12 protein-coding genes are annotated in these 15,263 nt (G+C 47.4%); 5 read left to right on the forward strand and 7 right to left on the reverse strand.

Going from position 1 to position 15,263, the window contains the following annotated elements:
• Nucleotides 1–489 precede the first annotated feature (489 nt).
• Nucleotides 490–2,232, reverse strand: a complete 1,743-nt coding sequence (locus NSQ46_RS24055; protein WP_007131572.1) for an ABC transporter ATP-binding protein — start codon at nt 2,230–2,232, stop codon at nt 490–492.
• 134 nt (nt 2,233–2,366) lie between these two features.
• On the opposite strand from NSQ46_RS24055, the gene NSQ46_RS24060 reads away from it, so the two are divergent.
• The 3 genes from NSQ46_RS24060 to NSQ46_RS24070 all read left to right on the forward strand — a co-directional run bounded on the left by NSQ46_RS24060 (nt 2,367) and on the right by NSQ46_RS24070 (nt 7,229).
• Nucleotides 2,367–3,809, forward strand: coding sequence for an ABC transporter permease (locus NSQ46_RS24060; protein ID WP_007131571.1), 1,443 nt, complete (start codon nt 2,367–2,369; stop codon nt 3,807–3,809).
• Between the two features lie 13 nt (nt 3,810–3,822).
• Entirely contained in the window at nt 3,823–5,331 is a 1,509-nt protein-coding gene (locus NSQ46_RS24065; protein ID WP_007131570.1) for an ABC transporter permease, read from the forward strand.
• Nucleotides 5,332–5,405: 74 nt separating this feature from the next.
• Nucleotides 5,406–7,229 (forward strand): ABC transporter substrate-binding protein, encoded by a 1,824-nt coding sequence (locus NSQ46_RS24070; protein WP_007131569.1) that lies wholly within the window; start codon nt 5,406–5,408, stop codon nt 7,227–7,229.
• A gap of 1,926 nt (nt 7,230–9,155) precedes the next feature.
• Here the strand turns inward: NSQ46_RS24070 and NSQ46_RS24075 are convergent.
• From NSQ46_RS24075 to NSQ46_RS24100, 6 genes are all read right to left on the reverse strand, one after another.
• Complete coding sequence (locus NSQ46_RS24075; protein ID WP_007131568.1) at nt 9,156–9,581, reverse strand: DoxX family protein; 426 nt, start codon at nt 9,579–9,581, stop codon at nt 9,156–9,158.
• Nucleotides 9,578–10,063 (reverse strand): hypothetical protein, encoded by a 486-nt coding sequence (locus tag NSQ46_RS24080; RefSeq protein WP_007131567.1) that lies wholly within the window; start codon nt 10,061–10,063, stop codon nt 9,578–9,580. The genes NSQ46_RS24075 and NSQ46_RS24080 overlap by 4 nt, the downstream gene beginning before the upstream one ends.
• Nucleotides 10,064–10,325: 262 nt before the next feature.
• Nucleotides 10,326–10,805: a GyrI-like domain-containing protein gene (locus tag NSQ46_RS24085; RefSeq protein WP_040739768.1), complete on the reverse strand. Its 480-nt coding sequence runs from the start codon at nt 10,803–10,805 to the stop codon at nt 10,326–10,328.
• Between the two features lie 219 nt (nt 10,806–11,024).
• Nucleotides 11,025–12,503 carry an Lsa family ABC-F type ribosomal protection protein gene (locus tag NSQ46_RS24090; protein ID WP_007131565.1) on the reverse strand — a complete coding sequence of 493 codons (1,479 nt, stop codon included), beginning with the start codon at nt 12,501–12,503 and terminating at the stop codon, nt 11,025–11,027.
• 531 nt (nt 12,504–13,034) lie between these two features.
• Nucleotides 13,035–13,592 carry a dual specificity protein phosphatase family protein gene (locus tag NSQ46_RS24095; protein WP_007131564.1) on the reverse strand — a complete coding sequence of 186 codons (558 nt, stop codon included), beginning with the start codon at nt 13,590–13,592 and terminating at the stop codon, nt 13,035–13,037.
• Nucleotides 13,593–13,700: 108 nt separating this feature from the next.
• Nucleotides 13,701–13,871 carry a hypothetical protein gene (locus NSQ46_RS24100; RefSeq protein ID WP_342574995.1) on the reverse strand — a complete coding sequence of 57 codons (171 nt, stop codon included), beginning with the start codon at nt 13,869–13,871 and terminating at the stop codon, nt 13,701–13,703.
• 98 nt (nt 13,872–13,969) lie between these two features.
• Here NSQ46_RS24100 and NSQ46_RS24105 point away from each other — a divergent pair, with 98 nt between their 5' ends.
• Together NSQ46_RS24105 and NSQ46_RS24110 are read left to right on the forward strand one after the other, a co-directional pair.
• Nucleotides 13,970–14,527 (forward strand): matrixin family metalloprotease, encoded by a 558-nt coding sequence (locus tag NSQ46_RS24105; protein WP_007131563.1) that lies wholly within the window; start codon nt 13,970–13,972, stop codon nt 14,525–14,527.
• A gap of 23 nt (nt 14,528–14,550) precedes the next feature.
• Complete coding sequence (locus NSQ46_RS24110) at nt 14,551–15,135, forward strand: hypothetical protein (protein WP_007131562.1); 585 nt, start codon at nt 14,551–14,553, stop codon at nt 15,133–15,135.
• Nucleotides 15,136–15,263 lie beyond the last annotated feature (128 nt).

Raw genomic sequence — 15,263 nt, forward strand, 5'->3', positions numbered from 1 at the left:
CCGAGCAACGATCGACGAAGGCCTTCCGCGGTCGCCGTTAAAGATACAATCTCAATACACCAAATCCCAAAGAATGCAATCAGGCATCACAAGAAATCGAGGGAAAGGCCGCGAAAATGCCACACCGGCGCTTCTCCCGATTACCAAATTCCCCACCAGCCCTAGATAGCCGCACAGCAACGCCGAGCCCTCGTAAGCAACTCTAATATAACGCAGGACAGACTGGCCACGCCGGGGCCCTCCTTAACCGCTTATTTAAGAGATTCACTTAACCGTTTATTCAAGAAATTCATCGGAGAAGCCTGCTCAGTGAGCAGCTGCAGCACTTCATTATTAGTATTAAAAGATACGTAGCGTATATCAAAAAAGCCTCTCCCAGCAAAACCCGCCGGAAGAGGCTGTTCACGATTTATATGTTCACAAAATGCTGTTCACAAAAGCTGTTCACAAGAGCAATGCGCTCGAATGCCTCAGGAAACCCGCAAACGGTCAAGCCCCGGTCGGCATAGCCACCCAGTGGCCTTCCGAAACCTCCACCAGCTCCGAATGCTCCAGATTGTACTTATCCTCGCCGGTCCGCTCTTCGAGCATCACCCGTTTTTTCTTCGATTCGATCTTGGGATCAGGCACCGGAATGGCAGCCAGCAGCGACTTCGTATATTCATGCTGCGGGTTGGAGTACAGCTCCTCGCTCTCCGCAAGCTCCACGATTTTCCCCATATACATCACCGCGACGCGGTCGCTAATATGCTTCACCATGGACAGGTCATGGGCAATGAACAGATAGGTCAGGCCCAATCGATGCTGCAGCTCCTCCAGCAGCTTTACGATCTGGGATTGAATCGACACATCCAGCGCCGACAAGGGCTCGTCGCAGACGATGAATTTCGGCTCTACCGCCAGCGCCCGGGCAATGCCGATCCGCTGACGCTGCCCGCCGGAAAACTCATGCGGATACCGCGTCGCGAACGCAGGATCCAGACCAACCATATCGAGCAGCTCCTCGACCCGCTTCTTGCGTTCCTGCTTGCTGCCGCTCAGCTTGTGGACATCCAGCGCTTCGCCGATAATATCGAGAACCTTAAGCCGTGGGTTCAGCGACGCATACGGATCCTGGAAGATCATCTGCATATGGCGCCGCATCGCCTTCATCTCCGAAGCCGACAGCCGGTTCACCGACATGCCCTGATACAGCACTTCGCCCCCCGTCGGCTGATGAAGACGCAGGATGGCTCGTCCCGTCGTCGATTTGCCGCTGCCGGACTCCCCGACAACGCCGAGCGTTTCACCCGCCTGGATATGGAAGCTGATATCGTTCACGGCCTTTAAAACCTTGCCTTTTCCCATGTCAAAATACTGCTTCAGCGACTTCACCTCAAGCAGCGGTCCCTTGTAATCCGTGCCGGGAACGATCAGAGGGGCCGGTTTCGGCTTCTTCTTCTCGTCCAGTCGAGGCAGCGCGTTGAGCAGCTTCAGGGTGTAGGGATGCTGAGGATTCTCGAAAATCTCCTCCGTCGTTCCCGTCTCGACAATAACGCCGTCCTTCATGACAACCACGCGGTCGCACATCCCGGCAACGACGCCGAGATCATGTGTAATTAAAATAATCGAGGAGCCGAAACGCTCCTGCATATTTTTCATCAAATTCAGGATCTGCGCCTGAATGGTTACATCGAGCGCCGTTGTCGGCTCATCGGCGATCAGCAGCGCCGGATGGCACGCCAGGGCGATGGCGATCATGACCCGCTGGCGCATGCCGCCGGAAAATTCGTGCGGGTACTGATTATACCGGGCTTCGCTGTTCGGGATGCCGACGAGCTTCAGCATCTCCAGCGCTTGCTGCTTCGCTTCCTGCTTGGACAGCTTCAGATGCTTCACCAAGCCTTCGGAGATTTGCTCGCCGATTCGAATGGTCGGATTGAGCGAGGTCATCGGATCCTGAAAAATCATGCCGATATCGCGCCCGCGGATACTCTCCATTTCCTTCTCCGTCTTCTCTGCCAGGTTTTGGCCGAGAAACAGGATTTCCCCATCCTTCATATAAGAAGGCGGGGATGGCAGAAGACGCATGATCGAGCGAGCGGTCACGCTTTTGCCGCTTCCGGACTCCCCAACGATGCCGAGCGTCTCTCCTTTACGCACCTCGAAGCTGACGCCGCGCACCGCATGGAATTCGGTATCCCGGGATTGAAAGGCGACGCTCAAATTTTTAACCTGTAAGATCGGTTCCAACTTCCTCACCTGCCATATGCATTATGTCATCGCGTAAGACGCTAATAATCTATTGACTTTTAATATATCTCAAAATAAAATATACTATATCGCTCGGAATAATGCAATTTAGAAACAAGGAGGAAAGACACCTTATGGGGGGGACGGAAGCAGCTAGAAGAGGCGGACTCATAGGTTCGATAAGCACCACTTATCATAAGATCCTTCTGAATCCTTCTTATAAATACTTACTATTATTATTGGGAGCACCCGTTAATCTCGTGGTCTTCCTCTTTTATTTGGTCCAGCGAAGGAAGGACGACTATACAGCCGCCGAGAACCGCATTCGCAGCGCGATGCTTGCATCCGGGTATTTGGAAGCCCTCCAGGCCGAGATTGCCCAGCAGCAGAAGCGCAAGCACGAGTTCTTCAAGCAGAAGATCAGCGAGCAGCAGCTCCAGCAGGAAGTTGAACGAATCGCACAGGCCCGGTTTAAGGAGGAGCTACGTGACCGGACGACCAAGGAGCTTCTATTAAATAATAAGAAGCGTTTGACCATGGCCGATACGTTCGACCGACTGATCGCCAATCCGTTATTCTTCATTATATCACTGATCCCGGGTCTGCTGATGTATATTCTTATATTTTTATATCGCAGTCCCTATCTGAAATATATTGTGGAACGGCTTGCGATGACGATTCTCGTCATCTTCGGGGTAGCGGTTCTCGTATTTACCATCCTGTACTTGTCGCCGTTCAATCCTGCAGCCAATATTTTAGGAGAGACGGCAACGCCGGAGCAGATCGCGGCCTTCAATAAAATGCACGGTCTCGATCAAGGCTATCTGACGCAGCTGTGGAACAACATCAAGGGCATTGCCTACTTCGATCTTGGCAAATCGTTCTCGGGCAACGAGGATATTACGAACAGCATCGCCCGAAAATTCCCGATCACGCTGACGCTGACCGTCATCTCGCTCATTATTGCGATTGCGATCGCGCTGCCGATCGGCATTATTTCGGCAACCAGACCGAACTCGTTCTTCGATTATACGTTCATGTTCGTTGCGCTGATCGGATTGTCTATCCCGAACTTTTGGCAAGGATTAATCCTTATCCTGAATTTCTCGATTAAGCTGCAGTGGCTGCCGGCAACCTTCAATCCGGAGAATTGGCTGTCCATCGTGATGCCGGTTATTGTGCTCGGTACGGGACTTACCGCTTCCGTTGCCAGAATGACGCGCTCCTCGACGCTTGAGGTCATCCATGAAGATTATATGATCACGGCCAGAGCGAAGGGACTCGGAAAACAGACGATTCTCATGAAGCATGCGGTCCGCAATGCCATTATTCCGATCATCACCGTCATTGGTCTTCAATTCGGGGGTATGATGGGCGGCTCGGCCGTTACGGAAAAAGTGTTCAACATTAGCGGTATCGGGAGCTACATCGTGGACAAGCAATTCATCCCTGATATACCGGCCATCATGGGCGGCGTCGTTTATACCGCCATCACCATATCGCTGGTGAACGTCATTATCGATATCTTGTACGCGTTCTTCGATCCACGGATCCGATCCAAGATGAAACAATACTAAAGCAGGTGTACTCATGATCAAGAAGCTACAATCTAAGCAAGGCACTGCACACCAGCTGAAATCATCACCGGAGTACCGTCAAGCCAGCTTCACATGGGTTATATCATTGACTCTGTCCGTGATCCTGCTGCTGAACAGCTTTGATTTCGCTGGAGGCGCCTTGAAGCCTTGGGTATTTACCGCCTTTGCTGCGTATGCCCTATTTACGATCGTTCAGATGATTATTACGCTCCTGATCCGGCGGGACCTTCTTCGGACCGGGGACATCAGGCGATCAACCCGATTGCTCGGATACATCCAGCTGCTAAGCATCATAACCGGGAATCTGTTTACCGTTACGTTCGGTTTTAACCTCGTCAAACAGCAGAAGCCTCCCGAGTACACCATTGCGGTGTACATGCTGCTAACCCAGCTCTATGTCATCGCTATCTCGGCGCTCAATTTGTTCAAGCCTTATGTATCGAACACTTTTCTACCGGCGATGTTCATCCTCGTCGTGGTTGCAATCCTTCAACTGATCGCACTGCTTTTGGTTGCTAAGTTCGTTACGAGCCACTATGCGCATCCGAAGCTTGTGTGGCTCGCGCTGCCGATTATTGTTACAGCGGCAACCGGCAACATTTTTGCACTGGTGCTCGGGATTAACCTGCTGGCAAAAATCCGCAAGAATGGCAATCCGGCGATGACGCGCTGGAGCGACGTATGGATCAAGCTGACTGCCAACTCGACGGCGATGGCCGGTTTGTTCTTTGTCATCTTTCTGTTCTGCCTGTCGGTATGCAGCGTATTCACCTTTGATTACAGCGTCGCGATCGACAACAATTACAGCGCGATCCTGCTGCCGCCCAGTCTGGAGTATCCGTTCGGCACCGACAATTTCGGGCGGGACTTATTCTCCCGGATCGTGTTCGGCGCACGAATCTCGCTGATCGTCGGATTCGCATCCACCCTCATCCCGGTGATTATCGGCGGGATCCTTGGAGCCATATCCGGCTATTACGGCCGTCAGACGGACAACATCATCATGCGGCTGCTTGACGTGCTGTATGCGATACCGGGCATCCTGCTCGCCATCGCGATCATCGCGGCATTCGGCGCGAATACGGTCAACCTTATTCTTGCGCTTAGCGTAGGGGCCATCCCGACGTATGCCCGAACGATGCGGGCGAATGTCATGCTTGTTTCCACATACGAATACGTGGATGCGGCCAGAGCCTTCGGCTCCAGCAATTTTTCGATTATTTTCAAGCATATCGTTCCGAATTCCCTTGCGCCTATGATCGTCAAATCGACGTTGACCATCGGTGCGGCGGTCATCTCGACAAGCAGTTTGAGTTACCTGGGCCTTGGGGTAGAGCCTCATATTCCGGAATGGGGAAATATCCTCAAAATCGGAAGCACGTATCTGGAGACCAACTCCTACCTGGCGATTTATCCGGGTCTTGCCATCATTGCCCTCGTGCTGTCCTTCAACTTTTTGGGGGACGGACTGCGGGATGCGCTCGATCCGAAGCTGGACTAGCCTGACGGCCTTAGCAGTACCCAATTAACGGTTTCAAACAAATTTATATATACATCACTCAGGAGGGAATCACCATGAAAAAGAGTTCCTTGCTGTTGCTGTTCCTCTCGCTCGTCATCGTACTGGCAGGATGCAACGTAAAAACCAAAGAGGACGCACAGCAGCAAAACCAACAAGAACCAACGGATTCGTCCACGGACGCTTCGGCGGTGACGATTGAGCTGCTCGGTATGAGCTCTAACGAATCCGATGTCAATATCATCCGTGACCAGCTGACCAAAAACGGCTTCAACGTGAAGCTGAATCTTCAGCCTGATTACGGCAGCTTCAAAGCCCAGCAGGATGCCGGCAACTACGATGTCGCGCTGTCCAGCTGGACGACGGTTACCGGTAACCCGGACTATGCCGTTCGTTCCTTGTTCAAAACCGGCGGCGACTACAGCATTATGTCCGATGAAGAAGTGGACAAGCTGATTGACGAAGCCGCTACCCAAACGCCGGAAGAGGCTGTTGCCACTTATAAAAAGCTCGAGGATCGCCTCGTGACGGAAAAAGCCTACATTGCGCCGCTTTACATCTCTCTGAAGAGCCAGGCGTTCAACAAGGACGTTCTTGACGAGAACTCCGTCCGTCTGTCGAAATCCCGCTCCCTGCCATGGGAAGCCGTTGATTTCAAAGACCAGTCGAAGCGCGCAACGCAGCCGCTTATTTTGTCCCAATCGATTTCCGAATTGACTTCCCTTGACCCGATCAAAGGAAACGACGGTTCCATCAACATCATCAACACCAACATGAACGTCCGTCTGATCAACCTGACCGATGACGACAAAATCACGTCCGAAGGCTCTCTGTCTTATAATCATGCCATTGCGGAAGGCAACTCGGAGTACTATTTCATTCTTCGCGACGATATCAACTTCGCCAAAATCACGGATAAAAAAGCCGTTGACTCCGGCGAGCGCGTTGGTGCAGACGATGTCATCTTCTCGATGAATCGTGCGAAGGACAAAAACTCCGTGCCGGATCACCGTACCTACACCCTTCACGAGCACATCAATACCGTTGAAGCGGTCACGGATCTGAGCGTACTGGAGAACACGAAGGTGTCCGGTGGCGGCGAAAGCGTGAAAGAAGCGCTGGAGAAAGGCCTCGACACCAAAATCACTTCCCTGGTCAGCGACAAAAACCAGGCCAGCACCAAGGACGGTAAATACCAGGTCATCAAATTGACGACCACTGAGCCGTTCCCGCAAGTTCTGAACTACCTGGCTCACCAATCCGCAGGGATCGTGTCAAAGAAACAAGTTGAATCCATCAACACCTATGATGTCGAGAAATTCGATGTGAACAAAGACATTCCTTACGGTGACCAAAACACGGTAACGGAAGGCGACAAATACAACAATACGCTGTTTGCAAGCGGTCCTTACATCTTGTCCTACAAGAACGATTACGAGGCCATCTTCTACAAAAACCCTGGTTACATGAAGGGTACGGAGCATGAGCCGAAAATCGAGCAAGTGAAAGTCCGCTTCATCAAGGACGCCGACAGCACGCTCTCCGCGCTGCGCAGCGGCGAGATTCACCTCTACTACGGCGTGCCTGAAACGAAGTACGACGTTGTGAAGGGCGACAGCAAGCTGAAGCTGCAAACCATTGAGAGCAACGCGGTATCTTACCTGCTCTTCAATACGAAGAATCGCGATGTGGCAAGCAGCGAAGATCTGAGAAGAGCGGTGCTCTACTCGATCAACCAGGATGAAATCCTTGCTTACTACAACAATAACAAAATCAAAGCCTACTCCACCGTGAGCCCGATCGTCAAAACCGGCAACGAGCTCGTAGCGGATCCGGCGAAGGTGAAGGAATACTTGGCTGCTTATAAGGCGAGCAAGTAATTTTAAAGTGGGAAGGACGACACTAGCTGTTGCTGGTGTCGTCTTTTTTGTGCTGGGGGTTAGGAGGGGGATTGTTGTTAGCATTGCTTCGCATGCTTTTACCTTGCAGGCATCGCTCTGCACGACTGCACCGTTACTAATGCGGATGTTTCTCAAAGTATTGCATCGCTCCGCATGCGGATGTTCCCTCCGATCCCTCTTGTCCCCAGATTTCCTTGAACTAGTTATAGCCATCGTAGAAATCCGGAGACAAAGGGGCACGCTGCGCTTCTCCTGGAACATTCCGCCTGCTCCGCTGAAGCTTCTCCTGCAACTTTCCGCCTGCTGCGCCGAGGCTATTCAGGGATCCCGAGAGAGCACTGCTGCGTTGCTCTGCCCGCAGAAGGTGCTAATCCCTTTCCCCACTTCCAGCAATGGATCGTGAGAACGCAAAGGCTAGTCTCGTCCTTCCCATAGGGGGAGAGGAATAAAATCGTTGAGAAGTTAGTTGTCTCAATAATAAAACCAGCTTGACTCCGCCTGCGGATGTTTCTCCAAGTATTGCATCGCTGCGTATGCGGATGTTGCTCCCAGTACTGCATCGCTCCGCATGCGGATGTTCCCTCCGGTCCCTCTTGTCTCGGGTTTTCCTTGAACTTGTAGTAGCTATTGTAGAAATCCGGAGAAGCCGATGCTTCCGAAGTAGCTTTCTTCCAGAAAGCTTTGAGGGGAACGCTGGCGCTTCTTCTGGAACATTCCGCCTGCTGGGCTGAGGCTTCTAATGGATCATTCCGCCTGCTCCGCTGAAGCTAACTCAAGAAAGCTGGGAGCCTCGCTGATTTATTCTGCTTGTATGTAAGAAGTGCAGTGCGCGGATCACCGCTGCCTATCCCAGCTTGCACGAAGGGACGCAAAGGCTAGTCTCTCCCTTCCTACAGGAGGAGGAATGGAATAATAAATCGTTGAGAGCTTAGTCATCTCAATATCAGTAAGCACTTTTTTTCATCAAGGATGTTTGTGGGACCTTCTCCATGTGTAAATACAGGTTAGCCTCGCATATAGCGAGACGACTCTGTCAGAAGATAGCCGGCTCCATGGTAGCTCATTTCCATGAGGGCTGTTCCATTGGAGTTTGCTGAAATGCTCTGTAAATACTGCACTGATTCCTTCCCTAGCTCTCGATAAAAGTGCGAGAGTAGGCAATATTGTGGAGGCATCAGCTCGGCCAGTCTCTTTTTATTAATACCTGCCAAGGAGAATCCCCTATGAAAAAATCAACCCTGATCGTTATCTGCATCATTATTGCATTGTACCTGCTGAGTATAATCAGTTACTTCTTCGTAGAATCATATTGACCCTGAAGCATGGAGCTTCACAAACGTTGGTTGCAGACAAAAATGCAGCACTAGAAGTCTTTTGCCCTTCCCCTAACCCATCACTTTTTCGACATGAACCGGCAGTCCGACTCGAAGATTGTGATCTTCTTCCTCAATTTCCCGGGTAATGGTATAAAAACAGACCGATTCAAATTTGATATCGCTCTGTTTTTGCACAGGAAAGCAAAACGTTTATACCTTCTTAAAAGACTACTCCAATCCATTAGCACTTAGGCTATTACTGAAGACAACTTGAAAGTGGCCACTCGAACATTGATGGCCTAACCTTTGACGTCCTTAGCGAACAGGTCCAAGACCCATGACGGAAAGTTAGTCTCCGACTAGGAGATGTCCGTTACCGGATTAAATGAATATACCTACCCGCTGGCTAATGAGTTCGATCAAAAACTTGGCTGCTTAAACCCATAAAAGCCGCAGTTATGCGGCTCTGCTGTCATATCTTATTGTCGTAGTTTTGTTCTGATATCCCCCCCTTCACCAATAGATTTTCTTGGATTTGAAAATCTATTGGTGATACGAAGGGGTAGCCGTCCGTGATATTTACCATCCTTTAAGATAAGCGGCTCTTCGATGGCTGCAGCGCCCACGAGCAGATATTTAATGCAGCATAGGCAAGGGGGAGGATAAAATTAAACCCGTAATCCCCATAGTCGTTGGCAAATGCATGCGATAATGCCGCACCCGTCATTAAAAAGAAGATACCGGCATGAGCCCATTCTTTAAGTCGCGGTAAACCTGGCACGACGAGCGCAATCGCTCCAAGCACTTTCCAAATCCCGAGAATGGTCATTACGTATAATGGGTACCCCAGCTTCGTCACTAATTCGACATTTCCTCCTAATTGCATCAGCTGGCCGATACCACTTAACGTAATAGCTGCTGCGAGTAGGATGGTGACCGACCAATAAGCAACCTTCCTTCCACGGGGTTGGGTATTACCTTTCATTGTTGTTTCCGCACTGATCAGCTTACTCATTTCGATTCCTCCTCATAGCTATATTCTCTCTTGATTACAAAAAACGAGCCACGAATCGTACCAGCTAATTTTGATTTTTGCCTTGCAAATTTAAACTTCCCTTCCAGCTCCTCGGGTACCTCCATCCCCTCAGAAAGCTTAAAACCAACGGCACGCTTCTTAGGATCATCAACCGTATACATGACATTGAGCGCAAGCCCATCCTCATAAAAAACATAGGTAAATTGGATATTTTCCACTTGGAACCGCGATGTTTCCAATGGTTTGGCCGCAATCTCTATATCACGTTCCTTTTTCAAAATGCGGTTCACGTAATCCAGGGCCTCTTGGCTCTCGCTGGCGGGTACAACCGTAAATTCATGCTTATATTTGTTCATAAAATAACGGGCTTCATTGGCTCGTAAACCAGCGAGTGCTTCGGCTACGGGTGAAGATTCTAAACCGGCGGTGGATACATTTTTGAAATCAACGATATGGGACATGTTCATCTCTCCTCAAAGTTTTGTGAGTGTTACTACTTCGAACTACTTCGAGCAAAACTCGCATCGAAAGCGTAGACTTAGTTTTGTGTGAGGTACTTCTTGAATCGACTTCGAGCAAAACTCGCATCGAAAGCGTAAACTTAGTTTTGTGAGCGTTACTACTTCGAACTACTTCGAGCAAAACTCGCATCGAAAGCGTAGACTTAGTTTTGTGTGAGGCACTTCTTTGAACCGACTTCGAGCAAAACTCGCATCGAAAGCATTACTTCCTAACAACAGGAATCCACATTTCACCAAATACCAATCCGTTTCGCTCCCCCATCTCAACCGTGGCGTTCGGTCCGCCAACATAGGCGATATCCTTTGCCTCCGGCAAGACTTGCCCGAAAGCAATGCCAGTTAGCATATGATTCAACTCATCTGCCGTCTTCCCTTCCCCTTTTACAACGAGATATTCCCCTTTAGGAAATTGAATGACCCGGGTTGCTTCGGGTAGAGCTTCATCGGTCATGACGCCAGCATAATACATCATCTTGTTATTCACCGCTTCGTTCACGGCAAACAAGTATTCATTCGCGGCTGCCGCCTTTAATGCATCCAGCCTTCCGTCCTGCTGTACTTCCTCCCAGAAATCTGCCTTTTCCTTGTTGATACCGGCATAATCCGTATAATCGCTTTGAAGCTCGGTTCCGATCCCTACTACGATAAAGCTGTCCTTTTCCGCAATACTGTAGTTTGCCATTTTTAATCCCTTCCTTTTCTTTAGCTTCGCTTGAATTGTCTTATCGCTTTTGTTGACTTTATAATAACTTTTAATCATGTCAAAAAGTGATACTGTTTAGGGGGCCGATGGAAAAAGTTGTGGGTGGAATGATTCCCCCGCCTGGAACATTGAAAAACGAAAAAGGACATTACATAGTTGTCGCTAAACATGTAATGTCCTTCCATTCTTCGTATTCAACTACACAGATATCATTTTGGTTGCAACTGATTGTTGAAATGCCTGATCATGCTCCACCATAATCATGGTGGGATTAAATTGTTGAATTAGTTCTTCAAGCTGCATGCGCGAATACAGATCAATAAAATTTAACGGTTCATCCCAAATGTAGACATGAGCCCGTTCACACAAACTTTTGGCTATAAGAAGCTTTTTCTTCTGCCCGCCGGAATAATGGGAGATATCCTTCTCAAATTGGATTCGGTCAAAGTCCATCTTGCGCAAGATGGATTTAAACAAGGATTCATCAATCTCATGTTCTTCTATAAAGTCCGATAACTGCCCCTTTAGATGAGAAGTATCCTGTTCGACATAGGAAATGATAAGTCCAGACCCCCGTTTGATTGAGCCTGTATGCTGTATCTCATTCCCCAATATTAGTTTGAGGATACTGCTTTTGCCGCTTCCATTCTTTCCATCAAGTATGATGCGATCACCTTGTTCAACCGTGAAGCTAACGGGTTTATTGACGATTTGATCATCGTACATCACTGACAAGTCAGCCAAAACGATCAATTCTTTTGACTGAAATTCCAATGGTTCTAATTTTAACGGCTCGGTTTTCTCCACATTTTTTAGCAGCTTGGACTTTTCCTCAATCGCCTTTTGCTGCCTTGACTCAATGCTCTTTGCCCTCTTCATCATCTTCGCCGCTTTATGGCCTACAAAACCCTTGTCGAGTTTAGAACCCGAATTCGTTGTCCCGTTTTTGGAGGCTTCCACTTGGTTAGACCAATTTGCTGAACGCTTCGAAGACTCCTTTAACCGCCCGATGTCCTTTTGCAGACGCTGATTGATTACCTCTTCGTGTTCCTGCTGCCTATCAAAATTTAACTTCCATGAAGAATAGTTGCCGCTTTGAACCTCGATATTCGCTCGATTGATCGACAAGATGTGGTCAACGCATCCGTCTAAGAAGCTTCGATCGTGCGAGATTAGAATAAACCCTTTTTTCTTCCTTAAATAATCAGAGACAACCTTTCGTCCATCGGTGTCTAAATGATTCGTTGGCTCATCAATCAATAAAAATTGGCCTTCATTCAAAAATAGTCCCGCCAGCAATACCTTGGTTTGTTCTCCATTGGATAAGGTTTTGAACGGTCGGTACATGACCTCGGCATCCACTTTCAGATAGGATATTTCACGAAGAAACTCCCAATCCTCTGCTTGGGGACAAATTTCTTCAAGAACTTCATAAGTTAACTTGTTAGGATCCGAAACGGGATAAGGAAAATAATTAAATTCGACCGAAGAAAGGATGTTCCCGCTATACTCATACTTCCCTAATAACAGCTGAAAGAACGTTGTTTTGCCCCGCCCATTTCTTCCAATAAAGCCAAGCTTCCAATTGGTATCGATTTGAAAGTTTACCCCTTCGAAAATATGGTCAAAGCTGCCTGGATAAGAAAACGTTAAGTCTTGAACTTTTATCATTGACATGAAAAATTCCTCCTTTGTATATCGCACTTCTTTCTGTATACAAAGTCGGTAAATCCATCTATTTTCATACTCCGCATAAGTTTGATGGATATTAACGACTTATACGGAGTATTACATGCGTAACGATCGTGTCTGAACTACTCATTTCTCTCTCCCCTTTATATTTAGATTTTAAAACATCACAGCTTACCCTATGAGAGAATAAAAAATCCTCCCAAATGGATATGGAAGGATTAGCCGTTAATTTTCATAAATAAGTTTGTAGTTTGCCATTAAATTCATGACATGTACACTGATTTATAGAAATGGATAGACTAACCCTATATTTTGTATTTGGAAGTTATTCAACTCAAATAAAAATATAGATTAGTTAACCATTGTCCATCCATCAGTCCTCTCATCATTATGTTCTTATATTAACAATTATTTTTGAGGAATACAATCATCCTTTCCCCTCAATAAATGTATGGTTGTCGCCTTACATCTTTTCAACGATTGTATGGTGATGTTTTTTAGTTTCGTTTACCCTCGTTAAGAAAAGGAATCCCTGCATCGATCAAGCAGCTCATCCAATCTTTTGTCTCTTGATTCACGTGCATTTCTGCCTTGTCTTTTTACTGCCGTAATCGCCTCCTCATTGGACATTCCTCGACAGCTTACGAGCCAGGCAGCAAGAACATGACCTGTCCGGCCTACTCCACCTGAGCAGTGAACGACCGTTTTCAGTTGCAGCTGCTCTGACTCCGCCAAAAATGGTAAAATACGATAAATAAGTTGGTCCTCTTCTACCAGCTGGAAATCTTCAACGGGAACCCAAAGCACGTTATCTTTACCAAACTCCTGGTGGTAACTTCGAAGCAGATCCTCATAAGCGGCTAATTGACGTGGGGGTAATAAACAAATGACGCGTATTATGCCTTGTGTCCGCATAAATGCAATCCACCTTTGCAATAGCACGGAGGAAACACGAGCAAAAGGAAATCCAGGGCGGCGCGCTCCAAAAACGAAATGTTCCCCTTCATAAGCAGCGGTGAACCCATGTTTAGGATTACTTATCCACTCCGCAAGCTTCATCATGAATTTATTCATATGAACGCCATCTCCTTTTTTTGTTTTAGAAGTTGGACAGTCATATATCATATTCGAGCTCTAAGACAAAGACCCCTTTTCGGGGTCTTTGTCATTTTGATGTTCAGATCACATGCATTTACCTGATCCCAATGCTTCTATGAGCATCTCCTGGCTCAGGTCCATTGGTTTTTTCCCATTTTTTAGAGAAATATTACCGTATCCTTTTTCCAAAGAAAGCGTTTTATATTGCACGGGGAAATAGCATAACCCAGAAACATTTGGTTCTGCTGTTTTCATTAAGCGGATTCTTCAGTGATACGCTGGGTTAAGAAAGGAGGATAACAAAAGCATCAGCCCTAGAATCCGCAAAAATTAAACAGATGGGAGGAAATCCGGTGAATACTAAATCAAAAGTAATGCACGCCTTAGTTTTCCTAATCGTTCTATCTTTTACGTTAGGTTCTTATGCTTTTGCTTACAACAACAAAGACAACATGTGCGGCAAATGGAGTTCTCCCGGAAGCATTAAATATAAATTTATCGGGGACACGCCAAGTGATTACAGAAACATTTTTGCCACTGCTGTCGTTGGGTGGAATGATACACCAACCAAAGTTGGTCTGTCACATGATTATTCTTTACTTACTGCAAATATTTTCGGCATATATAACGAAGAAGGATCGAATATGGGTAGAGCCCATCTATACTGTAAACCTTTTACCTCAGAAGCTAGCAGCGGCGATGCAGGTCTAAACAACTTGTGGTTCTATAATTACTCCGGACCGCTAAACAAAACGAATTTGCAGATTAATACCGCACTGCATGAAATCGGACACTTTATCGGTCTAGGGCACTCTACGGTTTCCCCAACAGTGATGTGGGCAACAGGACTTTATACCGATACTAAACCACTACAAGATGACATTAACGGTGCTAATGCCATGTATCCTTAATCAATGGAAGGGAGGGAATATAATTGGTTAATAGAATAAAGAGTTACGCTCTAACGATTTTGGCGGCTTTTGTAGCTGCTACTCTGGTTTACTTTGTTTATGCACAGGTTAGCGGATCGTCGAATGGAGAAGTAAGAAGAGCCACGGCAAATAACATCGATCTAGCAATTGAAACCTCCCCGGTTGTAGTTATTGGGAAGATTATCGATGATAAGGGAACAACCCGAAACCTTAGACGGGATTCGGTCGATCCGACGAAAGAAGACCAGAACGTCAGTGTTCCAGGAACGGATTATGCTGTTGAGGTAACCAAAGTTTTAAAGGGGGATGTCACACCGAATAGCAAAATTCATGTCGCTGTTCCTGGAGGAAACTACAAAGGAGAATCCACTCCCTTACAGGCTACTTTAACAAAGAATGGTGAGTATATCTTTGCATTAGCTCCTTCACCGTCAGGTCCTTCAAGTTATTACGGTATGATTGAACCATATATTTTTCAATTGAAAAACAATAGGGTTGTCGCAATTACCAATGACGATACTATCAAAGCGGATTTTCAGGAAGTGAACCTGACTGAAGCAGAGCTCACTCAGAAATTCAATAAATAAACTTACACCCACCAATCTCTCCGTCACGGTAATTACCAAAAGAAGTTCTGTATAAAAACAAAACCGCTCCTCTCGCCTATATGGCTGGAGAAGCGGTTATCCCTCACCCTAACTGTTGATCGCTGTCA

Source organism: Paenibacillus sp. FSL M8-0142 (assembly GCF_038597315.1).
GTDB lineage: Bacteria > Bacillota > Bacilli > Paenibacillales > Paenibacillaceae > Paenibacillus_AQ > Paenibacillus_AQ lactis.